Annotated in this window: 17 protein-coding genes; 7 read left to right on the top strand and 10 right to left on the bottom strand. The window is 55.1% G+C overall.

The genetic code is table 11. The annotated features are described in order from the left end of the window. The first annotated feature begins 276 nt into the window (after nt 1-276). The 4 genes from yjbE (at nt 277) to NXS97_RS14640 (ending at nt 5,557) form a co-directional block, all read left to right on the top strand. Complete coding sequence (gene yjbE / locus NXS97_RS14655) at nt 277-525, top strand: exopolysaccharide production protein YjbE (RefSeq protein ID WP_014604850.1); 249 nt, start codon at nt 277-279, stop codon at nt 523-525. A gap of 163 nt (nt 526-688) precedes the next feature. Further along, nucleotides 689-1,165 carry a transcription elongation factor GreB gene (gene greB, locus NXS97_RS14650; RefSeq protein ID WP_112900585.1) on the top strand — a complete coding sequence of 159 codons (477 nt, stop codon included), beginning with the start codon at nt 689-691 and terminating at the stop codon, nt 1,163-1,165. Between the two features lie 99 nt (nt 1,166-1,264). Further along, nucleotides 1,265-3,589, top strand: coding sequence for a Tex family protein (locus NXS97_RS14645; protein WP_014604848.1), 2,325 nt, complete (start codon nt 1,265-1,267; stop codon nt 3,587-3,589). Nucleotides 3,590-3,871: 282 nt separating this feature from the next. Beyond that, the gene (locus NXS97_RS14640; protein WP_259232295.1) at nt 3,872-5,557 is read left to right on the top strand and encodes an alpha-amylase family glycosyl hydrolase; all 1,686 of its coding nucleotides are present in this window, start codon (nt 3,872-3,874) and stop codon (nt 5,555-5,557) included. Here the strand turns inward: NXS97_RS14640 and NXS97_RS14635 are convergent, their stop codons facing one another. Then, complete coding sequence (locus NXS97_RS14635; protein WP_026021071.1) at nt 5,558-5,827, bottom strand: YdgH/BhsA/McbA-like domain containing protein; 270 nt, start codon at nt 5,825-5,827, stop codon at nt 5,558-5,560. A 169-nt stretch (nt 5,828-5,996) separates the two neighbouring features. Continuing rightward, complete coding sequence (bioH, locus tag NXS97_RS14630) at nt 5,997-6,773, bottom strand: pimeloyl-ACP methyl ester esterase BioH (RefSeq protein ID WP_013027526.1); 777 nt, start codon at nt 6,771-6,773, stop codon at nt 5,997-5,999. Nucleotides 6,774-6,807: 34 nt separating this feature from the next. Between bioH and gntX the strand changes: the two genes are divergently transcribed. Beyond that, a complete protein-coding gene (gene gntX / locus NXS97_RS14625; RefSeq protein WP_105080837.1) occupies nt 6,808-7,488 on the top strand; it encodes a DNA utilization protein GntX in 681 nt (226 codons plus the stop codon). Nucleotides 7,489-7,546: 58 nt separating this feature from the next. Further along, nucleotides 7,547-8,122 carry a Fe-S biogenesis protein NfuA gene (nfuA, locus tag NXS97_RS14620; RefSeq protein WP_013027528.1) on the top strand — a complete coding sequence of 192 codons (576 nt, stop codon included), beginning with the start codon at nt 7,547-7,549 and terminating at the stop codon, nt 8,120-8,122. A gap of 37 nt (nt 8,123-8,159) precedes the next feature. Here nfuA and malQ read toward each other — a convergent pair whose 3' ends face one another. The 5 genes from malQ to glpE all read right to left on the bottom strand — a co-directional run bounded on the left by malQ (nt 8,160) and on the right by glpE (nt 14,773). After that, nucleotides 8,160-10,232: a 4-alpha-glucanotransferase gene (gene malQ / locus NXS97_RS14615; protein ID WP_112900588.1), complete on the bottom strand. Its 2,073-nt coding sequence runs from the start codon at nt 10,230-10,232 to the stop codon at nt 8,160-8,162. 9 nt (nt 10,233-10,241) lie between these two features. Beyond that, nucleotides 10,242-12,647 (bottom strand): maltodextrin phosphorylase, encoded by a 2,406-nt coding sequence (gene malP, locus NXS97_RS14610; protein WP_105083419.1) that lies wholly within the window; start codon nt 12,645-12,647, stop codon nt 10,242-10,244. Nucleotides 12,648-12,800: 153 nt separating this feature from the next. Further along, nucleotides 12,801-13,559, bottom strand: a complete 759-nt coding sequence (locus NXS97_RS14605; RefSeq protein WP_013027531.1) for a DeoR/GlpR family transcriptional regulator — start codon at nt 13,557-13,559, stop codon at nt 12,801-12,803. A gap of 39 nt (nt 13,560-13,598) precedes the next feature. After that, the gene (gene glpG / locus NXS97_RS14600) at nt 13,599-14,417 is read right to left on the bottom strand and encodes a rhomboid family intramembrane serine protease GlpG (RefSeq protein WP_013027532.1); all 819 of its coding nucleotides are present in this window, start codon (nt 14,415-14,417) and stop codon (nt 13,599-13,601) included. Nucleotides 14,418-14,446: 29 nt separating this feature from the next. Next, on the bottom strand, nt 14,447-14,773 hold the full coding sequence (gene glpE / locus NXS97_RS14595) for a thiosulfate sulfurtransferase GlpE (RefSeq protein WP_014604842.1): 327 nt from the start codon (nt 14,771-14,773) through the stop codon (nt 14,447-14,449). A gap of 226 nt (nt 14,774-14,999) precedes the next feature. Between glpE and glpD the strand changes: the two genes are divergently transcribed. After that, on the top strand, nt 15,000-16,505 hold the full coding sequence (gene glpD, locus NXS97_RS14590; RefSeq protein WP_015699383.1) for a glycerol-3-phosphate dehydrogenase: 1,506 nt from the start codon (nt 15,000-15,002) through the stop codon (nt 16,503-16,505). 1,550 nt (nt 16,506-18,055) lie between these two features. Here the strand turns inward: glpD and glgP are convergent. The 3 genes from glgP to glgC form a co-directional block, all read right to left on the bottom strand. Beyond that, a complete protein-coding gene (gene glgP, locus NXS97_RS14585) occupies nt 18,056-20,503 on the bottom strand; it encodes a glycogen phosphorylase (protein ID WP_013027535.1) in 2,448 nt (815 codons plus the stop codon). An 18-nt stretch (nt 20,504-20,521) separates the two neighbouring features. Then, nucleotides 20,522-21,955, bottom strand: coding sequence for a glycogen synthase GlgA (gene glgA / locus NXS97_RS14580; RefSeq protein WP_014604840.1), 1,434 nt, complete (start codon nt 21,953-21,955; stop codon nt 20,522-20,524). Nucleotides 21,956-22,018: 63 nt separating this feature from the next. Continuing rightward, nucleotides 22,019-23,311: a glucose-1-phosphate adenylyltransferase gene (gene glgC, locus NXS97_RS14575; protein WP_014604839.1), complete on the bottom strand. Its 1,293-nt coding sequence runs from the start codon at nt 23,309-23,311 to the stop codon at nt 22,019-22,021. Between the last annotated feature and the right edge of the window lie 5 nt (nt 23,312-23,316).

Below are 23,316 nucleotides of genomic sequence, written 5' to 3'. Positions count from 1 at the left end.
GCAAATTCAAGCGCTTGCCAGAAAATTTGACTTAAATGACGTTCGTATCTGACGACGAATCCCGGATAGTCCGGTTTTTTAGACTGATAACAGCATAATATTCGGAAAAAAAACAGGTTAATACGCGACCTCTCTCGGATTAGTTTGATAAGCCTCCCGAACAAGGCCATCTGCAGGTAAAGAGAGATAAATCAAACAGTAAAGCCCGCTTTGCGGCCCAATGGATTTCACCCACACTATAGCGACACCAACTTGCCGCTTTACGGGGAAACCATAATGAAAAAAACGATTTTACTGCTGAGCGCACTGGCTTTGGCCAGCGTCGGTCAGACTTATGCCGCTACCGCAACCGGTGAAGCCGCGGGCGCACAGGCAACGACCACCGCTCAGGGTAACTCCAACGCGATTGGTATTGGCGCAGTCGCCGCTCTGCTGGGCGTTGGACTGGCAACGGCTGGCGGCGGCGGCGGTGACGGCACCAACAGCAGCACCTCGACGACCACCTCGACCAAAGCCGGTAAGTAATTCCTGCCGCCACGGAACCGCACCGGTCTGGATATGACAGCCCCCTCCTCTGTCATTGCCGTATAAGGGTTTTTTAACAGGTAAAAAACCCTTTTCCCACCTCTTTTTCGCCACGCACGATTTGCTTTACACTGATCCTCTTTCGATTTGACCGGCTTGTACCATGAGAACCCGACTGATTACCCGAGAAGGTTTCAACACCTTAAAAGCTGAACTCGATCACCTGTGGCGTGAAGAGCGACCTGAAGTCACCAAAAAAGTGACCTGGGCCGCCAGCCTCGGCGACCGCAGCGAAAATGCGGATTATCAATACAATAAGAAACGCCTGCGTGAAATTGACCGCCGCGTGCGCTATTTGAGCAAGAGCATTGAGCAACTGCGCATTGTGGATTATTCACCCCAGCAGTATGGCAAAGTATTTTTTGGCGCCTGGGTTGAAGTCGAAAACGATGACGGCGATGTGAAGCGCTTCCGTATCGTGGGTTACGATGAGATTTTTGGCCGCAAGGATTACATCTCAATTGACTCGCCCATGGCGCGGGCGCTGTTAAAAAAGGCCGTCGGCGACGCGGCGGTAGTAGAAACGCCAGCGGGCCCGGCATGCTGGTATGTCAATGAAATTAGCTATGTTGAAGGCTGATTCAGAATATCGCTGAAAGCAGGCCGCTTCTCTGGCAATTTCAGCCATCAATCCGTATAACTATCGGCTATTTCTCAACCCAGAAAGCATAATAGTCCGATGATGAATGTTCTTAGCCAGCTAATTGCAAGTGAGCTACAGGCGCGCCCTGAGCAAGTTGATGCGGCCGTCCGCCTGTTGGATGAAGGGAATACCGTGCCGTTTATCGCACGTTATCGTAAAGAGGTGACGGGCGGCCTGGATGATACACAACTCCGCCAGCTCGAAACCCGCCTCAGCTACCTGCGTGAATTATCCGAGCGTCGGCAGGCCATCCTGAAATCTATAGAGGAACAGGGAAAACTCACCGACGACCTGGCGAATGCCATCAATACCACCCTCAGCAAAACCGAACTTGAAGACCTCTACCTGCCCTATAAGCCTAAGCGCCGTACGCGTGGCCAAATCGCGATTGAAGCCGGGCTGGAACCCCTGGCCGATACCTTATGGCAGGATCCTTCACAGGACCCTGAGCAGTTGGCAACAGGCTATGTGAATGTGGATAACGGTGTCGCTGACGTTCGTGCGGCGCTGGATGGCGCGCGTTATATCCTGATGGAGCGCTTTGCTGAAGATGCCGCCCTGCTGGCTAAAGTCCGCCACTATTTGTGGAAAAATGCCCATCTGGTCTCAAACGTGGTGGAAGGCAAAGAGGAAGAAGGCGCGAAATTCCGCGACTACTTCGATCACCATGAGCCGCTGCACAGCGTTCCTTCGCATCGCGCGCTGGCCATGCTGCGCGGTCGTAATGAAGGTATTTTACAGCTGTCGCTGAATGCCGATCCGCAGTTTGATGAGCCACCGCGCGAAAGCCACGGTGAAACCCTGATTGCGGAACACCTGAATTTGCGACTGAATAACGCACCGGCTGACAGCTGGCGCAAGGCCGTGGTCAGTTGGACCTGGCGCATCAAAGTCATGCTGCATCTGGAAACCGAGCTGATGGGTACCGTTCGCGAGCGTGCGGAAGACGAGGCCATTAACGTCTTTGCCCGTAACCTGCACGACCTGTTAATGGCGGCACCTGCGGGCATGAGGGCCACGATGGGCCTGGATCCCGGCCTGCGTACCGGTGTGAAAGTTGCTGTGGTTGACGCGACCGGCAAGCTGGTCGCCACCGATACAGTTTATCCGCATACCGGGCAAACGGCCAAGGCGGCGGCAGCGGTCGCGGCGCTGTGCGTGAAACATCAGGTGGAACTGGTCGCCATCGGTAATGGCACCGCCTCACGTGAAACCGAGCGCTTCTTTCTGGATCTGCAAAAACAGTTTCCCCAGGTCACCGCCCAGAAAGTGATCGTCAGCGAAGCGGGCGCCTCAGTCTACTCCGCGTCTGAATTAGCTGCGCTGGAATTTCCGGATCTGGATGTCTCACTGCGTGGCGCAGTGTCGATCGCCCGTCGCCTGCAGGATCCGCTGGCCGAACTGGTGAAAATCGATCCGAAATCGATCGGTGTCGGCCAGTATCAGCATGACGTCAGCCAGAGCCAGCTCGCGAAAAAACTGGATGCGGTGGTGGAAGACTGTGTGAACGCTGTCGGTGTCGATCTCAACACGGCTTCGGTACCGCTGCTGACGCGCGTGGCCGGGTTAACCCGCATGATGGCACAAAATATTGTTGGCTGGCGCGATGAAAACGGCCGTTTCCAGAACCGTCAGCAGCTTCTCAAGGTCAGCCGTCTTGGGCCTAAAGCGTTTGAGCAGTGCGCTGGCTTCCTGCGCATCAACCACGGCGATAATCCACTGGATGCCTCGACGGTGCACCCGGAAGCTTATCCGGTGGTGGAACGCATTCTGGCCGCGACCGAGCAGGCGCTGAGTGAGCTGATGGGCAATCCCACCAGCCTGCGTAACCTGAAAGCGTTGGACTTCACAGACGACCGCTTTGGTTTACCGACTGTGACCGACATCATGAAAGAGCTGGAAAAGCCAGGCCGCGATCCCCGTCCTGAGTTTAAAACGGCACAGTTTGCCGAAGGCGTGGAAACCCTGAATGACCTGATGCCAGGCATGGTACTTGAAGGCGCCGTGACCAACGTCACCAACTTTGGTGCGTTCGTTGATATTGGCGTGCATCAGGATGGCCTGGTTCATATTTCTTCGCTGTCGGACAAGTTTGTGGAAGATCCTCATCAGGTCGTGAAAGCGGGCGACATCGTTAAAGTTAAAGTGATGGAAGTGGATCTGCAACGTAAGCGCATTGCCTTAACCATGCGCCTTGACGAGCAGCCGGGAGAAGGCAACGCGCGTGGCGCGAAGAGCGGTGCGCCACGCGAAGAAAAACGTCCGGCCGCGAACAAAGGCCGCGCACGTCCTGCCAGCCAGCCCGCAGGCAACAGCGCCATGGGCGACGCGCTAGCGGCGGCATTCGGTAAAAAACGCTAGTTACGCACCACGCAGTCACCTCTTATACCCGTCATGGAGAAGGAGGTGACTGTCATCCTTCTCTCGCTGGTCGCTCGTTTTATCTGAACAGAAAAAACGTTCCAGGCTGCCCCTGTTTACCTTCTGACGTGGGCGCGGTTGCCGACGTGGGGCTTCACGCCTGCTGCTTTGCACTGGCTTTTCAGGCCGACCTGGCACGTTTGAGTTGAAAATCCCCGCCCTGACGCTACGCTAAAAAGACGCCCGTCATAATAACGACACCTGCTGTGGCACCCTTTGATAATGGAAAAGATCACTGCTTTAATCGATAAGATTTATGCCGATGCCTTTCCTCAGGCTATGCGCGAACGCCTGCTCGCCACGATCGTTGAAGCCCGTGACACCACTAAGCTGCCGAGAAAGGCCCACTGGGATGAGCAGGACGTGGTGCTGATTACGTATGCCGATCAGTTCCGCGAGCCGGGCAAACCCACACTCAACACCTTTTCACGTTTCTACCAGCAGCATTTGCACGCCACGTTTCCGCTGGTGCACCTCCTGCCGTTTTATCCCTATTCGTCTGACGACGGCTTTTCGGTCATTAACTACCATCAGGTCGATCCGCTGTGTGGCGACTGGCAGGACATTGCCTTACTGCATCAGGAAACGCGCCTGATGTTCGACTTTGTCTGTAACCATATGTCAGCGCATAGTGCGTGGTTTAAACATTATCTTGCTCAGGATGAAGGCTGGGATGATTTTTTTATCAGCCTGCCGCCCACCACCGACCTCAGCGCGGTCACGCGGCCAAGAACGTCACCGTTGCTCACCCCCTTTACGCTGGAAAACGGTGAAATCCGCTTTGTCTGGACCACGTTCAGTGCCGATCAGATTGACCTTAACTTTGCCCGTCCCAGGGTGCTGATGCGCATGGTAGAGGTACTACTCGACTATCTGAAACGTGGCGCGGACTATGTGCGACTGGATGCGGTGGGATACATGTGGAAAACGCCGGGCACGAACTGTATTCACCTCGAAAAAACGCATCTGCTGGTCAAACTGTTTCGCGCCATTGCCGACGTGGTCGCACCCGGCACCGTCATCATCACCGAAACGAATGTGCCGCACAAAGACAACATCAGCTACTTTGGGAACGGGCAAGACGAAGCCCAGATGGTGTATCAGTTTTCCTTGCCGCCGCTGGTGCTGCATGCCATCCACACCGGATCGGCTCGCGCTCTGCGTCAATGGGCCAGCACCCTGCAGGTGGGCAATAGCAATACAACCTTTTTTAACTTCCTGGCCTCGCACGATGGTATAGGTCTTAATCCGGCACGCGGGATTTTATCGGAGGTGGAGATCACGGCGCTGGTGCGCGATCTGGCACTGGAGGGGGCGCTGATCTCCTATAAAAACAATCCTGACGGCAGCACCAGCCCATACGAAATCAACGTGACCTATTTCGACGCGCTTAACCGTGAAGGCGATGACGACGAAACGCGCCTCAAACGCTTTATGCTGGCGCATGCTATTTTACTGGCCTTTCCGGGTGTTCCAGCCGTCTATATTCAAAGCATCCTGGGATCGCGTAATGACTATGACGGCGTACGTGAGGCAGGCCATAACCGGGCCATTAACCGGCAAAAATATTCGCTCTCCGCTATCGAAGACGCACTGGTGAACAGCGAAGGCTTACGCCATCAGGTTTATACCCGGCTGAGCAAACTGATTCAGCAGCGTCGACGCCAGACGGCCTTTCATCCCGACAACCCGTTGACGTTGTTTCAGAGCGATAATGCCCTGCTCATCATGAAGCGTTATTCGCATAACGGCGGTGATGAATTACTGTGTGTGTTTAATCTCAGTGGCAGGCAGATTGAAGCCCGGTTACCGGAGGCGCATCTTTTTCAGGATGTGGTAAGCGGTGAGAAAATTGATGGCACCCAGCCAGTAACGCTGGATGCCTGGCAATTCATGTGGCTACGATAATTACTTGTACACTTCCGCTGTCGCACTGAACTTACCGTGCTCACGACCCGCGATCACCAGGAAGTATTTGCCACCCTTCTCATCAGCGGCCTCTGACAGCTTCTTCTTAGCATCCATCGGCGACGTGGTTTCGGCCGTGGTATTTACGGTGCCGATTTTGGTCAGATGCATCTTCTGCACTTCTTCTTTGGTGACTTCTTTCGCCGCCAGAGCAGAGAATGACACTGCGCCCATCATCATTGATGCAACAACCCATTTCATAACCTTCATTTGTCTACCCTCATTCATGATCCATTGTTGAGATGTAAGCAGCCGCAAATCGCTTAAGGCTATATCGAACGGCATAGTCATCTCCCTGACTAATCGCATAGAAGTGCAGCGGCCTTGCTCACTCATGAAGTATTGCCGCTGCGCAGAAATTTGCCAGTGAGGGCCAGGGTTATCTGTCTAATTTGCTGATAAATGAAACAATGTGCTGGCAGAACGCATCCGGGTGCGAAATAAAGGGGGCATGTGCCGCTTTGTCCGTTACGACAGACGGCGACGTGGGCAGCAGCGGATCGAGTTGCTGCACAATCCGGCGCGGCACCAGACCATCCAGCGCGCCATACATCCGCAAAAAGGGCAGCGTAATGGCCGTAAGCCTGTCACGCAAATCATCGTCGCTCAGAATCGTCAGTCCGCCATTGAGCACGTCCACGTCTGGCATCGGCTGCGACAATACCACCTCCTTGAGCTTACGTGCATCCGTCCGAGCGGTTTCCGTTCCCATGGTCTGCAGCGCCAGAAAACGCTCGACGGTACGCTGAAAATCGTGACTGAGCTGCTGCTGGAAGTTATGCAGGGTTAAGGGGGCAATACCCGGCCAGTCATCGCGGGCCGTAAAACAGGGCGAAGAAGCCACCGTAATCAGGGCGCGTAACCGCTCTGGCTCGCTCAACGCCAGCTGTGTGGCGACCAACCCGCCAAGCGACCACCCCAGCACAATAGCGCGAGGCGGCAGAAAGGGCACCAGTGTCTGCGCCATCTGTTCCAGCGACAGGGCAGCAAACCCGCGGCTGCGACCATAGCCAGGCAGATCCACCAGGTGCAGGCGAAACTGTGCGCTGAGTCGCGGCACAATGTTTTGCCACACTTCCGCATTCAGTCCCCAGCCGTGCAGCAGCACAAGATCGTCATCTCCTTCGCCACAGGTATGCCAGTAAAGTGAGCTCATCCGTTACTATTCCATGATTGATAAGGAGGTCACTATGCTACCAATGCCCGCCCTGTGTTGGCTATGTCAGTTACCCTTGCGGATTGCCCTGCATGGACTCTGCAGCATTTGCCTGCGCCAGCTACCACGGCTGCCATCACTGTGTCCGTGCTGCGGCCTGCCTGCCGTATCCGATGCTCTGCCCTGCGGTCGTTGCCTGCTTAGACCGCCGCCCTGGCAGGCGCTAATCTGCGTCAGCCACTATCAGCCCCCGCTCAGCACATGGGTGAATCAATTAAAATTTTCGGGTATTACCGCACTCAGGGTGATGCTGGCCCGGCTGCTTTTGCTAAGCTGGCTCAATGCGTATCGCAGAGGACAGACCGTTCGTCCCGACTTACTGATGTGTGTTCCGCTGCATGCCCGACGCTGCTGGCGGCGCGGTTACAACCAGACGGCCCTGTTGGCAACGCCGCTGGCACGCTGGCTGGAGTGTGAATTCAGCCTGGCGTTATCCCGTCAGCGCGCCGGCGCCGTTCAGCATCAGTTGAGTGCCCGTCAGCGGCGCCGCAATCTACGCGGTGCGTTTTGCCTTGAAACGGATGTTAACGGACGCCATATCGCCTTAATCGATGATGTGGTGACGACCGGCAGCACGGTCAGAGAAATCAGCCGCCTGTTACAGGGGCGAGGCGCAGCCAGCGTGCAAGTGTGGTGCCTGTGCCGTACCTTGTAGAGCCTGAATGATGGGCGTATTATAACCAACTAAATTAGTCAACTATTGAGCAACTGACATGATCCGAATTACTGATTCTGCCCAAGAGCATTTTTCAAAACTGCTATCCAAACAAGAAGATGGCACCCAGATTCGCGTATTCGTGATTAACCCGGGTACGCCAACTGCCGAATGCGGTGTGTCCTACTGCCCACCGGATGCGGTAGAAGCGACAGATACTGAACTGAAATTTGAAAAGCTGTCAGCCTATGTGGATGAGCTGAGCGCGCCCTATTTGGAAGACGCTGAAATCGACTTCGTAACGGATAACCTGGGTTCGCAGCTGACGCTCAAGGCGCCTAATGCCAAAATGCGTAAAGTTTCCGATGATGCGCCGATGGTTGAGCGTGTTGAGTACCTGTTACAGGCTCAGATTAACCCGCAGCTGGCAGGCCACGGCGGTCGCGTTTCGCTGATGGAAATCACCGACGACGGTTTTGCTATTCTGCAATTCGGCGGCGGCTGTAACGGCTGTTCGATGATCGACGTCACCCTTAAAGACGGCATTGAGAAAGAACTGCTGGCGGCGTTCCCGCAGCTGAAAGGCGTGCGCGATATCACCGAACATCAGCGTGGCGAGCACTCTTTCTACTGATGTTTACGCGCGACAGCCCGGCTGTCGCGCGCATCCGTTATCCTGCCTTGCGTCGTTTAGTCACGGTTTCCAGCAGTTTATTCACGTTATCGTCGGCAAAAATGCGTTCCAGCGGCTGCGCGAGCTTGCGCCGCCAGTTGGGATATTGATCGACCGTACCCGGCACATTCACCGGCGTCGTCATCCCCAGCCAGTCTTCCGGCTGTAGCCCCAGCAGCGCACTGTTCGTGTCCGCCAGAAAACGGTGAACGGACTGATTCAGTTCGGCCGTCATCGCCAGAGCATCCGCCCGCTTTGCGCTGCGCGACGGTACGGCTCCCGCTTTATGCAGAGCATCCAGTAAGGCCTGTTTTTGCTTCATCCGCTGCTGCTGCAGGTTCTGTACCGTTTGCCCGTCTGGATAAAGCCCGATTTTCTCGCCAAGCTCTAAATCACCTGCACTCCAGAAGCCGGTCAACGTGGGAAGATCGTGCGTACTGGCGCTGGCAATGGACTGGCGTGGATAGGCCTGGGGGGCACGGTAAGTCCCCTGTTTTTCCTGCTCAAACCACAAGACTTTCCAGGAAAACACGCCGCTGTCGCGCAGCAGGCTGACGATCTCTTTAGGTACCGTACCGAGATCCTCACCAATCACCATACAGCGCAAACGCTGGCTTTCCAGCGCCAGAATGCCAAGCAGATCGTGCACAGGGTAAGCGACGTAGGCGCCTTTATCCGCCGTTTCACCTGCCGGAACCCACCAGAGGCGCAGCAGAGCCATGACGTGGTCAATACGCAGCGCCCCGCAGTCACGCATATTGGCGCGCAGGATATCAATAAATGGTTGATAGCCCCTGGCCTGCAATACGTGAGGATCCATTGGCGGCAGCCCCCAGTTTTGCCCCAACGGCCCCAGCCTGTCAGGCGGCGCGCCAATTGATGCCTTAAGGCGGTACAGCTCCGGATCGTGCCAGGTTTCGGCACTGCCTTCGGCCACACCGACCGCTAAATCACGATACAGCCCCACGCTCATGCCCAGCGCCTGGCTCCGTGCCCAACACTGAGAGAACTGCTGCTGTGCCAGCCACTGTAACCACTGCCAGAAGGCAATCTCATCCGCGTGCTGCGCGCACCAATCCTGAACGTCAGAAGACTGACTGTTACGCCAGCGCTCAGGCCAGGCCGGCCAGCCCGCGTGCGTGGCACCTTTCCCCTGCATTTCAGCCTGCAGACCCTCATAGGCCGCCTGATAGCGCAGGCTGTCGCCCCCCTGCTGGATGAAATCCGCAAACTGCTGCTTCTGTGCGTCTTGCGCATCGCGCGACTGGAACCGGGCCCAGCCGTGACGTAATGCCGTAATTTTCAGTGCCATAACCGCGTCATAATCCACCCATTCGCTTTCACGGGCTTGCTTTAACGCCTTTTGGGTTTTGGCACTTTTCCACCACTTCTGACCCGCGCTGCTTTGTTGGAAATCGGCAACCTGTGCCACATCGATGTAAATAATATTCAGCCAGCGGCGCGATGAAGGGCTGTAGGGGCTGGCAAAAGCGGGGCTGGACGGATAGAGCGCATGCAACGGGTTCAGGCCAACAAAGTCGCCGCCGCGTGCGACAAGCTGCTCCAGCAACATTTCCAGATCGCCAAAATCACCGATGCCCCAGTTTTTCTCTGAACGCACGGTATAAAGCTGCACCAGCGCCCCCCAGCGTTTCTCTCCGGCGCGCAAGGCCGGTGGCAGATAACAACGGCGCGGTGTCACGATCACACGCGTCTGCCACTCACGCTTGCCCTTGCTCAAGGTCAGCTGGTGATAACCCTGCCCCAGAGGCGAAGGCAGTTTAAAGGGCGCACCGCCTTCGAGGGTTCCGCTAAGGGTTTTGCCTTTCTCTGTCTGCAACTGCCAGCGGAAGCTGCCGTCCATCTGAGGCGTCAGCTCGCGTTTACGGTTACCGCTAAAAACCACAACGGGGGGCAGCGGAGATTTACCGGCTTTCTGTGGGTTTTCCATTATGCCCAGTAAGGCGCGTTTGGTATCATCGCTGATGGCTTCAGGTTCACCGTTCGCATCGAAATACGTGAGCGCTATTCCCGCCGCCTGGGCGGCTTTATCAAGTGAAGTGGATTTCATCGCAATTCCTTAGCGTTGCGCCTGCCAGATGCGCTGTTGATAGTCCCGAATCGACCGATCCGAACTAAAAATACCGGTTCGCGCCGTGTTGAGAATGGCGGCGCGCGTCCAGGCTTCCCGATCGCGCCACAAGGCCTCAACCCGTTTCTGCGCATCGATATAGGCCTGATAATCCGCCAGCACCAGCCAGGGATCGCCATTTTTTGTCAGGCTATCCAACATTAGGTTGAATGCATGCTTATCGCCATGACTGAACGTTCCTTTTTTCAGTGATCTCAACAGTTCATCCAGTTCCTTGTTGTGCTTACGGACTTTTTGCGGTTTGTAGCCTCCGGCCTTGAGGGCTTTAACGTCATCCACGGTATTGCCAAAAATAAAGATATTTTCTGCCCCTACCTGCTCCGCAATTTCCACGTTGGCGCCATCCAGCGTGCCGATAGTCAGCGCGCCATTCAGTGCAAGTTTCATGTTGCCGGTGCCGGAAGCTTCATAGCCTGCGGTGGAAATCTGCTCTGACAGATCGGCGGCGGGAATCAGGTATTCGGCGGCCGTGATGCGGTAATCCGGAATAAAGACCACCTTCAGCTTGTCGCCGACAAGCGGATCGTTGTTCACCACCTCTGCCACCTTGTTAATGGCATAGATAATGTTCTTTGCCAGGTAGTAGCCTGGTGCCGCCTTTGCCCCAAACAGAAACACTCTGGGGATGATACTGGCGTCATTGGGGTTGTCGCGGACGTTTTTATAGCAGTGCAGAATATGGAGCAGACCCAGATGCTGACGTTTATATTCATGTAGCCGCTTAATCTGCACGTCAAAAATCGCGTTTGGATTAACCACAATGCCGGTGTGCTGAGCAATATAGGTGGCTAACCGCGCTTTGTTGTGTTGCTTAACCGCGCGAAAACGCTCACGGAAAACGGGATCGTCGGCGTAAGGCTCCAGGCCCTGCAGCGCGGTCAGGTTGTTGACCCATTCACGCTTCAGGGTGTCATCAATCAGGCCAGCCAGCGCAGGATTGCACTGCTTTATCCAGCGGCGCGGCGTAATGCCGTTGGTGACGTTATGAAACTTCTGCGGCCAGAGCTGATGGTACTCGGGGAAAAGATCCGTCACGACCAGCCCGGAATGCAGGGCCGCCACGCCATTCACCGCAAAGCCACTGACAACGCAAAGATTGGCCATTCTGACCTGCCCCTCGGCGACCACAGCTAACTTGTTCCAAAGCGCTTTGTCATCAGGCCAGCGCTGCTTAACCTGCTGTTTGAGACGACGGTTGATCTCTTTGATGATCATCATGTGGCGCGGCAGCAGGCTGCGCATCAGCTTCTCATCCCAGCGCTCCAGGGCTTCGGGCATTAAGGTGTGATTGGTGTAAGCAAACACACGACTCGTGATATGCCAGGCCTCGTCCCAACTTAGCTGGTGCTCATCCAGCAGCAGGCGCAGCATCTCCGGAATGGCGATAGTGGGATGCGTATCGTTAAGCTGAATGACCTCAAAATCAGGCAGCGCATGAATGCTTCTGCCCGCCTGATGATGGCGACGCAGAATATCGGCCACCGCACAGGCACACTGAAAATACTGCTGCATTAAACGCAGGCGTTTGCCCTGTTGATGGTTATCATTGGGATAGAGCACTTTGGTCAGGCTGGCGGCATCAATCCCCTGCTTCTCAGCCTGTAAAAACTGACCGTCGTTGAACAGGGTCAGGTCAAAGGGATGCTCACTTGTCGCTTTCCACAGCCTCAACGGCAGGGTGACGCCATTGCGATAACCCGTTACCGGTAAATCCCAGGCTTCTCCACGAAGATAAATGGCGGGCTCCCACACTTTACGCCCGTCATCCTGCTTGATGACTTTTCCGCCCATCGCGACGCGGACATCCAGCGCAGCATTATGCCGAAACCAGGGGTACGTCTCGCGCGCCCAGTCATCGGGTTCCTCGACCTGTTTTCCCTCTGCAAAACGCTGGCGAAACAAACCGTACTGGTAGTTAAGCCCGTGCCCGGTAGCGGGTTGGCCCACCGTTGCCATTGAGTCCATGTAACAGGCAGCCAGCCTGCCCAGGCCACCGTTACCCAATGCCGGATCGACTTCTTCTTCCAGTAATTCACTTAACTCAACCTGGTATTCCGCCAGCAGGGATTTGACCTCGTCGTACCACCCCAGATTCATCAGGTTATTTCCTGTAAGGCGCCCCAGCAGAAACTCCATTGAGAGATAGTTAACGTGACGCTGGGGTTGCGCGCCCCGGACCGCCGGTTGGGCGTTGAGCAATTCGTTGACCGTGGCACTCAGTGCCTGCCACCACTGGCGCGGCGTCATTTGTTTTGCGGACGAGAAACCAAGATGCTGCCAGTGGCGGGTTAACGCAGCCTGAAAACGGGATTTGTTGAATTTCTGCTGTGGCATATCACTCCCTTTTGTATCCATATGGGTAAAGCAAAAATGGAATGCGCATGGGCCAGCCATATTGCTGGCGGCCATGTTAATTAAATACGCGAGTGGAGAAAAAAGCGACAGGCAGGTTTGAAAAACGCCAGTGATCTGACTGGCGTGCAGGTCTCAGCAGAGTTCGAGGTGAACCTCATGCTGTTCAATAACTTTCATGATGCTGTTAGGCGGCATCTTATCGGTGTAGAGATAGTCGAGCTGGCTCATATTCCCCAGATTGACCATCGCGTTACGGCCAAATTTCGAGTGGTCTACCACCAACATGACACAGCGGGAGTTTTCGATGATGGCGCGTTTGGTACGGACTTCGTGGTAGTCAAACTCCAGCAGCGATCCGTCCATATCGATGCCGCTGATCCCGAGGATGCCGTAATCAAGACGAAACTGTGAAATAAAGTCCAGCGTCGCTTCCCCCATGACTGCGCCATCACGGGTACGCACTTCTCCACCAGCGATAATAACCCTGAAATCCGGCTTGCCCATCAACAGCATTGCCACGTTCAGGTTATTGGTCACCACGCGTAAATCGCTATGGTTTAACAACGCATGTGCCACGGCTTCTGGTGTGGTACCGATATCGATAAACAGCGTCGCCCCGTCCGGTATCTGGCTGGCCACTCGCTGTGCGATACGCGCTTTTTCTGCTGACCACATCATCTTACGATCCTGCCAGGCGGTATTCTCTGAACTGGAAGGCAAGGCCGCGCCGCCGTGGTGGCGCTGAATTTTATTTTGATCGGCAAGGTCGTTTAAATCACGACGAATCGTTTGTGGGCTGACCTCGAAATGATCGACCAGCTCCTCAGTACTGACATATCCCTGACGCCGAACCAGATCAATAATGGCGTCATGACGTTGCGTCTGCTTCACATTCCTCTCCTGTTTCGGGCTTATTCTTATTCGTTGTGACTACCGTTTACGCTTGCGTGTGTCGACAAACGCCATTGCCAGTCCGACAAGCAGGCCACCAACGTGTGCTGCGTTAGCGATAGCCAGACCAAATGCACCAAACCAGCCCACCACCAGCCAGACAAGTGCAAAGCCGATTAACCCACGCTCCAGATAAACACCGCTGTCGGGATCGCGTTCACCGCGCAGCCAGCAGTATCCCATCAGCGCATAGACCACACCGGACAGGCCGCCAAACCAGATACCGCTAAATTTCGACTGAAGCCAGCCGCTGAGCAGTGCAGAAATGATAAAAATAACAAAAAGCTTACCGCTGCCCAGACGTTTTTCTACGGCTCCACCGAGATACCACCACCACATCAGATTAAACAGGATGTGCAACAGTGAAAAGTGAAGTAGCACATGGCTGAACCAGCGCCAGATCTCAAAATGTTGATCGGCATCTGGCCACGCCAGCCAGTACATTACGGTACGATCGCCCAGTACCTGCATCAGCACAAATACCGCAATACAGGCAAACATAACCACCATGGTCAACGGCCCGGCACGCTCACGGATGTTTGCCCAGATATTGCTTCGCTCATAGCGCAACCCGCTGTCGGTTTTACCACTGTGCCAGCTTGCCGCCTGGTAGCGCGGATGGTTGGGATCGCGCACAAACTGCTGAAGTTCGTTTTCGACCATCGAAAGCTGGCTTTCATCATCCAGCATAATGACGTAATGACTTTCACGTTCAATACGCAATTTCACGCCGCGCGTTGCCATATAGTCAACAAAAGCCTGCGCCATGCGCGGCTGGTTAAATTGGGTAATGCGCATTACTCACTCTCCGTGTTACGCCTGACCAGTCACTCAGCGCCACTGGTCACCTGTTGAGGGAAGGCGGCGCGCCAGGCATCAAACCCGCCATCAATACTGTAAGCAGTGGTAAATCCCTGGGCGTGCAGATAATCCGCTGCACTTTTACTGCTGTTGCCGTGATAGCACATTACCAGCACCGGCAGGCTTGTATCGGTTGAACTGATAAAATCATTAAGGTTGTTATTCGATAAATGCAAGGCGCCGTTGGCATGACCAAGAGCAAAACTTTGCGCATCGCGGATATCCACCATTACTGCGCCTTGTGCCAGCCGCTGTTGAGCCTGATGAACATCAATACATTGGTAAGTTTCCATGGTGTCTCTCATAACATCATCAAAATGACGTCTAGTGTAACCTGATAATCCTCACCAATAACCTGACAATCACTACGGCTATTCACCTTTGCGCCCAGATAATGTTATCCATATCACGCAAAATTGTTTTTAGGTGGTTAAATACTGGCATCAATGTTGGTTTGCGATTATGATTATGCTCGAAAACGAACATAAGTGAACTATTCCGAACATCGGAGGAGACAACGTGGAAACCAAAGACCTGATCGTTATCGGCGGCGGCATCAACGGTGCTGGCATCGCAGCAGACGCTGCAGGACGCGGACTGTCGGTGTTAATGCTAGAGGCGCGGGACCTGGCTTGCGCGACCTCTTCCGCCAGCTCAAAGCTGATTCACGGTGGCCTGCGCTACCTTGAACATTATGAATTCCGTCTGGTGAGCGAAGCGCTGGCCGAGCGCGAAGTGCTGTTAAAGATGGCACCCCATATCGCGTTCCCAATGCGCTTTCGCTTACCACACCGCCCGCATCTGCGTCCGGCGTGGATGATCCGTACCGGTCTGTTTATGTACGATCACTTGGGCAAGCGCACGAGTCTGCCGGGCAGTAAAAGCCTGAGCTTTGGTGCAGAGTCTGCACTTAAGCCTGAAATTAAGCGCGGTTTTGAGTATTCCGACTGCTGGGTGGACGATGCCCGAATGGTGGTACTCAATGCGCAGGAAGTGGTTAAACATGGTGGTGAGGTGCGTACCCGCACTCGCGTGACTCGCGCATGGCGTGAGAACGGCCTGTGGATGGTAGAAGCTGAGGATATCGACAGCGGCAAAACCTTCACCTGGCAGGCCAAAGGCCTGGTCAACGCCGCCGGTCCATGGGTTAAGCAGTTCTTCGACGATGGCCTGGAGCTGAAATCGCCTTACGGTATTCGCCTGATCAAAGGCAGCCATATTGTGGTGCCGCGCGTTCACAATGAGAAGCAGGCTTATATCCTGCAAAACGAAGATAACCGTATTGTGTTTGTCATTCCGTGGATGGATGAGTTTTCTATCATCGGCACCACCGACGTGGAATATAAAGGCGATCCGAAAAACGTCGCTATTGATGATAATGAAATCGACTACATCCTGAAGGTGTACAACGGCCATTTCAAAAAGCAGCTGACGCCTGACGACATTGTGTGGACCTATTCCGGCGTGCGTCCGCTTTGTGATGACGAGTCCGATTCGCCGCAGGCGATCACTCGCGATTACACCCTGGATGTCCGCGATGACAACGGTCAGACGCCGCTGCTGTCCGTTTTCGGTGGTAAATTAACGACTTACCGTAAACTGGCCGAGCATGCGCTGGAGAAGCTGTCGAAGTATTATCCTGATGCGGGCGCAGCATGGACTAAAAACTGCGTGCTGCCCGGCGGTAATATTTCCGGCAGCAGCGACGATTACGCTGCCAGCCTGCGCCGTCGTTACCCGTTCATTACTGAAAACATGGCACGTCACTACGCCCGCACTTACGGTAGCAGCACCGAAGTGCTGCTTAAAGATGCGACATCGCTGGAAGACCTGGGTGAAAACTTCGGTCATGAGTTTTATGAGGCGGAGTTACGTTACCTTGTGCAGCATGAGTGGGTGCGTGAAGTGGATGACGCTATCTGGCGCCGTACCAAGCAAGGTATGTGGCTGAACGAAGCCCAGCAGGCACGCATTGCCGAATGGCTGGCGGCTAAGGCGAAGCCTACGCTGTCGCTGGCATCGTAGTCGCGCGTCAGCGCAGAAAGCGCGGTGCAACAGTTTGCGGCCTGTTGTGCCGCTTTTTTTTGCCTGCGCGGCAACGTGTTGAGGTTCATTGCATGAACGTGGCTTTTGGTTGGTTGCCTGAGCGGCGTCCAGTTATGTAACTCTGAGAAGGTTTCGCTCGCCAGGCGGCGGGCAGTTTCAGTCCGCCCCGTGCGGGCGACCGACAAGGGGCCGCCAGTCGCCGCGGCCCCTTGACCCCCGGCTCCCGTCCTGCCCACCCGCCGCTGCGCGGTGCCTTCGCTGCTTCAGGATTTCTGCCGGACCGCCAGGACGCGCCGTCCCTGGCGCGGCCTGACTTTCGCCGACGTCCTGTCGGCTCATCCGGAAATCCTGCGTCCGCTCAGCGGGACGGGAAGGCCGGCCCACTCCCCCGCTTCAGTCTCTGGGTTAAGACCAACTTCCGTATCGCTTCAGGTGTCATAAAAGCATCCGCCCCATTAGTGTTCATTTTTTGTTTCATCAGAATTCCATTGCATGCTGTTAATAACAGACAAAACCAGCCTTTTGGAAAAACAGAAAATCTCACAGGCGAGGGGTTTTCAGGAGGCATCCGGCGCGCTGAGGAAAGAACGGAGGCCAGGACGGCGCGGCACGGAAGCCGCGACGAGGACGGCTGCGCCTGGGATGGCGCATCCGGACGGTCCGTCAGGCCGCAGTAAGTGACGAAGGTACAGCGGCGGCTGCCGGACGCCGGGATTGTTAAGGGGCTGGCGCGAGCCCCTTAACCCGACCGCCTGCACGGACAGGCTGAAACTCCCCGGCGCCTGGCGGGCGGAACCTGCTCAGAGCATAACGGTATGCTCACCGCCTCACAGGCAGAGCCAAACCCAATGATGAATAAGCCCTCACAGGCAGGGGTTTTCCGGAGGCATCCGCCGCGCTGAGGAGAGAACGGAGGCCAGGACGGCGCGGCACGGAAGCCGCGACGAGGACGGCTGCGCCAGGGATGGCGCATCCGGACGGTCCGTCAGGCCGCAGTGAGTGACGAAGGTACAGCGGCGGCTGCCGGACGCCGGGATTGTTAAGGGGCTGGCGCGAGCCCCTTAACCCGACCGCCTGCACGGACAGGCTGAAACTCCCCGGCGCCTGGCGGGCGGAACCTGCTCAGAGCATAACGGTATGCTCACCGCCTCACAGGCAGAGCCAAACCCAATGATGAATAAGCCCTCACAGGCAGGGGTTTTCCGGAGGCATCCGCCGCGCTGAGGAGAGAACGGAGGCCAGGACGGCGCGGCACGGAAGCCGCGACGAGGACGGCTGCGCCAGGGATGGCGCATCCGGACGGTCCGTCAGGCCGCAGTGAGTGACGAAGGTACAGCGGCGGCTGCCGGACGCCGGGATTGTTAAGGGGCTGGCGCGAGCCCCTTAACCCGACCGCCTGCACGGACAGGCTGAAACTCCCCGGCGCCTGGCGGGCGGAACCTGCTCAATGCAAGACCGTGCCCCCACACCTGCCAGGTGCACAACCGTTGCGGGGGGAACATGCTCAGAGCAGAAACGTTACCGCCAAACTACAACCTTACCGGCGAAATATTCCAAATCTCATCCGCATATTCCTGAATCGTACGGTCAGACGAGAAATAGCCCATGCCAGCAATGTTCATAGCCGCCCGGTGCTGCCAGACATCCGGCTGGCGATACAGTTCATCAACCTTATCCTGCGTATCCACATAGCTGCGGTAATCTGCCAACAGCTGATAATGATCGCCGAAGTTGACCAGCAGATCGAACAGATTACGGTAACGGCCGGGATCCTGCGGACTAAAGACGCCTGAGGCCAACTGAGTCAGCACCTGATGCAACTCTGCATCTTCTTCATAGTATTTACGCGGGTTATAACCTGCTTTACGCAAGGCTTCGACCTGCGGCGTTGTGTTACCAAAAATGAAGATGTTCTCTTTACCCACATGCTCCAGCATTTCAACGTTGGCCCCGTCCAGCGTGCCGATAGTCAACGCGCCGTTGAGCGCAAATTTCATATTACTGGTACCCGATGCTTCGGTACCTGCCGTTGAAATCTGCTCAGAGAGATCGGCAGCAGGAATAATAATCTGCGCCAGACTCACGCTGTAGTTAGGAATAAATACGACCTTAAGTTTGTTTTTAACCTGAGGATCGTTGTTGATGACCTTAGCCACATCGTTAATCAGATGAATAATGTGCTTGGCAACGTAGTAAGCGGACGCGGCTTTACCTGCAAAGATGTTAACACGCGGCACCCACTCGGCGTCCGGATCGGCTTTGATGCGGTTGTAGCGCGTAATCACGTGCAAAACGTTAAGCAACTGGCGCTTGTACTCATGGATGCGCTTAATCTGTACGTCAAACAGCGCGTTAGGATCGATAACGACATCCAGATTCTTCGCCACCCAGATCGCCAGACGTTTTTTGTTTTCCAGCTTGGCTTCAGCCACTTTCTCAATAAATGCAGGATAATCAACACAGCTTTTGAGTTCACTGAGCTGGCTTAGATCGGTGCGCCAGTTACGGCCAATTTGTTCGTCCAGCAATTCTGACAGTGGCGGATTAGCCAGCGCCAGCCAGCGACGTGGCGTTACACCGTTGGTTTTGTTACAGAATCGGCCTGGGAACAGCCGCGAGAAATCGGCAAACAGGGACTGAACCATCAGGTTCGAGTGCAGTTCAGAAACGCCGTTAACCTTATGACTGACAACAACAGCCAGCCAGGCCATACGTACCCGACGCCCGTCGTTCTCGTCGATGATCGAAATACGCGACAGCAGATCCCAGTCGTCTGGATAGTATTCCTGAATCGTTTTAAGGAAAAAGTCGTTGATTTCAAAGATGATGCTCAGATGACGCGGCAGGATCTTACCGATCATATCTACCGGCCAGGTTTCCAGGGCTTCAGTCATTAACGTGTGGTTGGTGTAAGAGAACACCTGGCAGCACACATCAAACGCATCATCCCAGGTGAATTTATGCTCATCAATCAACAACCGCATCAGCTCAGGAATCGCTAACACCGGATGTGTGTCATTAAGGTGAATGGCGATTTTATCAGCCAGATTGTTCCAGGTGCGGTGCATCATCCAGTGGCGATTCAGGATATCCTGCACGGTAGCTGACACCAGGAAGTACTCCTGACGCAAACGAAGCTCACGCCCGGAATAGGTCGAGTCATCGGGATAAAGCACGCGCGACACGTTTTCTGAGTGGTTTTTATCTTCCACAGCCGCAAAATAGTCACCCTGGTTGAATTTACCCAGGTTGATTTCGTTACTGGCCTGCGCGCCCCACAAACGTAACGTATTGGTCGAGTCAGTGTCGTAGCCAGGGATAATTTGATCGTAGGCCATGGCGAGAATTTCTTCGGTTTCCAGCCAACGCACTTTGGCACCTTCGTGCTGAACGCGGCCACCGAAGCGAACTTTATAACGGGTGTTGAAGCGCTGAAACTCCCACGGGTTACCGTATTCCAGCCAGTAATCCGGAGACTCTTTCTGCTCGCCGTCCACAATATTTTGTTTGAACATGCCGTAATCATAGCGGATGCCGTAGCCGCGTCCGGGCATGCCCAGCGTAGCCAGAGAATCCAGGAAGCAGGCGGCAAGACGGCCTAAACCCCCGTTGCCCAGGCCGGGATCGTTCTCTTCTTCCATGAGTTCGGCCAGATCGAGGCCCATTTCGTCCAGTGCCAGATTGAGATCGTCGTAGATCCCCATGGCCAGTAGCGCATTGCCCAACGTGCGGCCCATCAGGAATTCCATCGACAGGTAATAAACCTGACGCACATCCTGGGAAAGTTGAGCACGATTAGAACGCAGCCAGCGCTCTACCATGCGATCGCGCACGGCCAGCAACGCGGCGTTGAGCCATTCATGTTTGTTCGCAATCGAAGGGTCTTTACCAATGGTGAACATCAGTTTGTAAGCGATTGAGTGCTTTAAGGCATCAACCGTCAACGTAGGTGAAGCGTAAGTGAATGGTGTATTCATTTTCTGTTTCCCAATCCGTTACAACAAACGTTGGTAAAGATCGCGGTAGGCTTGAGCGGCAACCTGCCAGCTAAAGTCCATTCCCATCGCCTGACGCTGCACATAACGCCACAGTGAAGGACGAGACCACAACACAAAAGCGCGACGAATGGCCCTTAATAAGGACCAGGCATTACTGTCTTCGAAACTGAACCCACTGGCAATGCCATCCGCTAAATTTTCTAGCGAACTGTCGTTGACCGTATCCGCCAGCCCGCCCGTGCGGCGGACCAGTGGCAGCGTGCCGTATTTCAGTCCATAGAGCTGTGTCAGGCCGCAAGGCTCAAAACGGCTCGGTACCATAATGACATCGGCCCCACCAACGATGCGATGCGAGAATGCCTCGTGGTAGCCAATCTGCACGCCCACGCTGCCGGGATGTTCGGCGGCGGCGGCCAGAAAGCCCTGCTGCAGCTCAGCATCACCCTGTCCTAACAGCACCAGCTGTCCGCCCTGCGCCAGTAAACCCGGCAGCGCTTCCAGCACCAGATCCAGCCCTTTTTGCCGGGTCAGGCGGCTGATCACGGCAAACACCGGTGCTTTATCGTCAACCTTCAGTCCCATCGCAACCTGCAGCTGGCGCTTGTTTTCCGCTTTAGCTTCCAGCGTATCCCGGTTGTAGCGGGAGCTCAGCAACAGATCGTGAGAAGGATCCCAAATAGCCGGGTCCACGCCGTTCAGAACGCCGCTCAGGCGACCTTCACGCATACGCTGTGCCAGCAACGTTTCCATGCCATAGCCGTACTCTGGCGTCGTAATTTCACGCGCGTAAGTTGGGCTGACTGCCGTCACGTGGTCGGCGTAGAACAAGCCGGCCTTCAGGTAAGAGATCTGGCCAAAGAACTCCAGACCAAACATGTTAAAAAACGATTGTGGCAGCTGAATCTGATCCAAATGGTGCGCCGAAAAAAGCCCCTGATAAGCCAGGTTATGCACGGTGAAGACAGACTTAGCCGGACGGCCACGCGCCTCCAGATAAGCACACGTCAGACCCGCATGCCAGTCGTGTGCATGAACAATATCCGGTCGCCAGTAGCTATCCAGCCCGCAGCCTAACTCACAGCCCATCCATCCCAGTAAAGCAAAGCGCAAATAGTTGTCGACGTAGGCAAACTGCGATTCATCATGATAAGGACTGCCCGGCCGATCGTAGAGATCGGGAGCGTCGATAAGATAGATACCTACCCCATCGAATCGCCCAAAAAGCAGGCGCACCGGACCGGCAAAGGTTTGCAGTTCCGCAACCACCTGCGTATCGGGTATTCCTTTACGTAATGCAGGAAACGCGGGTAACAACACACGCGTATCTGTTCCACCCGCAATTTGTGCCTGAGGTAATGCTCCGACTACATCAGCCAGCCCGCCCGTTTTCAGCAGCGGGAAAAGTTCTGAACAGACATGTAAAACCTGCATCCTCGACCTCATTAAGTTACCAGGCACGATCCTCGTGCCGATGGGTTGTGTGCCGCTTGTCGTTTATGATCCCGCGCTATTTAGTTTGGCCAGCATGGCGCGCGTAACCAGTACAATGCCTTCTTCTGAACGGAAAAACCGGCGGCTGTCTTCATCAGGGTTTTCACCAATCACCATCCCTTCTGGCAGCACACAGGCGCGGTCAATGACGCAGCGGCGCAGACGACAGGATCGGCCGACTACCACATCAGGTAGCAGTACCGTTGAATCGATATTGCAAAATGAGTTCACCCGCACGCGGGAAAACATGACCGAATTCACCACCACCGATCCCGAGATAATGCAGCCACCGGAGACCAGTGAGTTCATCGTCATACCATGGCTGCCGGAACGGTCCTGAACAAACTTTGCCGGTGGCAAAGGTTCCATGTGCGTCCGAATCGGCCAGGTGCTGTCGTACATGTCCAGCTCGGGTGTAACAGAGGCTAAATCAAGGTTGGCGCGCCAGTAGGCTTCCAGCGTACCCACATCCCGCCAGTAGGGCGGTGCCTCGTGATCGTTTTGCACACAAGAGATCGCAAACGAATGGGCGTAGCCCTCTCCACTCGCGACCACTTTTGGCAGAATATCTTTGCCGAAATCGTGGCTTGAACCCGCTTCATGCAGGTCGGCTTCCAGCAAGCCATAGAGGTATTCGGCGTCGAAGACATAAATTCCCATACTGGCCAGCGATTTGGTGTCATCGCCCGGCATTGTCGGTGGCTTCGGCGGCTTCTCTACGAAATCGATTACTTTATTGTTTTCGTCGACGGCCATCACACCAAATGCGGTCGCCTCATGCACCGGCACGGGCAGACAGGCGATGGTGCATCGCGCATCGTTCAGCACGTGGTCCAGCAACATCCTTGAGTAATCCATCTTATAGATATGATCACCGGCCAGGATGACGACGTACTGCGCGCCATAGCGTCGGATAACGTCAAGGTTCTGTGTTACTGCATCCGCTGTTCCGCGATACCATTGCTCCGTCGAGAAGCGCTGCTGCGCAGGTAGCAGGTCAACAAATTCATTCATCTCTTCGTTGAAGATAGACCAACCACGCTGAATATGTTGAGTTAACGTATGAGACTGGTATTGCGTAATGACCCCAATGCGGCGAATCCCTGAGTTCACACAGTTGGAAAGTGCAAAGTCGATAATGCGGAATTTGCCACCAAAGTGAACGGCGGGCTTGGCACGCTTAGCGGTAAGATCGACCAGACGCGTACCGCGTCCACCAGCCAGTACAAGGGCAACGGTTTGTGTAGGGAGCTGGCGCGCCAGCATGAGATGTTCTGCTCTTTCTAATTTGACCATGTCTG

This window comes from Pantoea sp. B623, assembly GCF_024814475.1.
GTDB classification, from domain to species: domain Bacteria; phylum Pseudomonadota; class Gammaproteobacteria; order Enterobacterales; family Enterobacteriaceae; genus Pantoea; species Pantoea ananatis.
The sequence above is the reverse complement of the archived record's forward strand: the minus strand, read 5'-3'. Positions and strand labels throughout refer to the sequence as shown.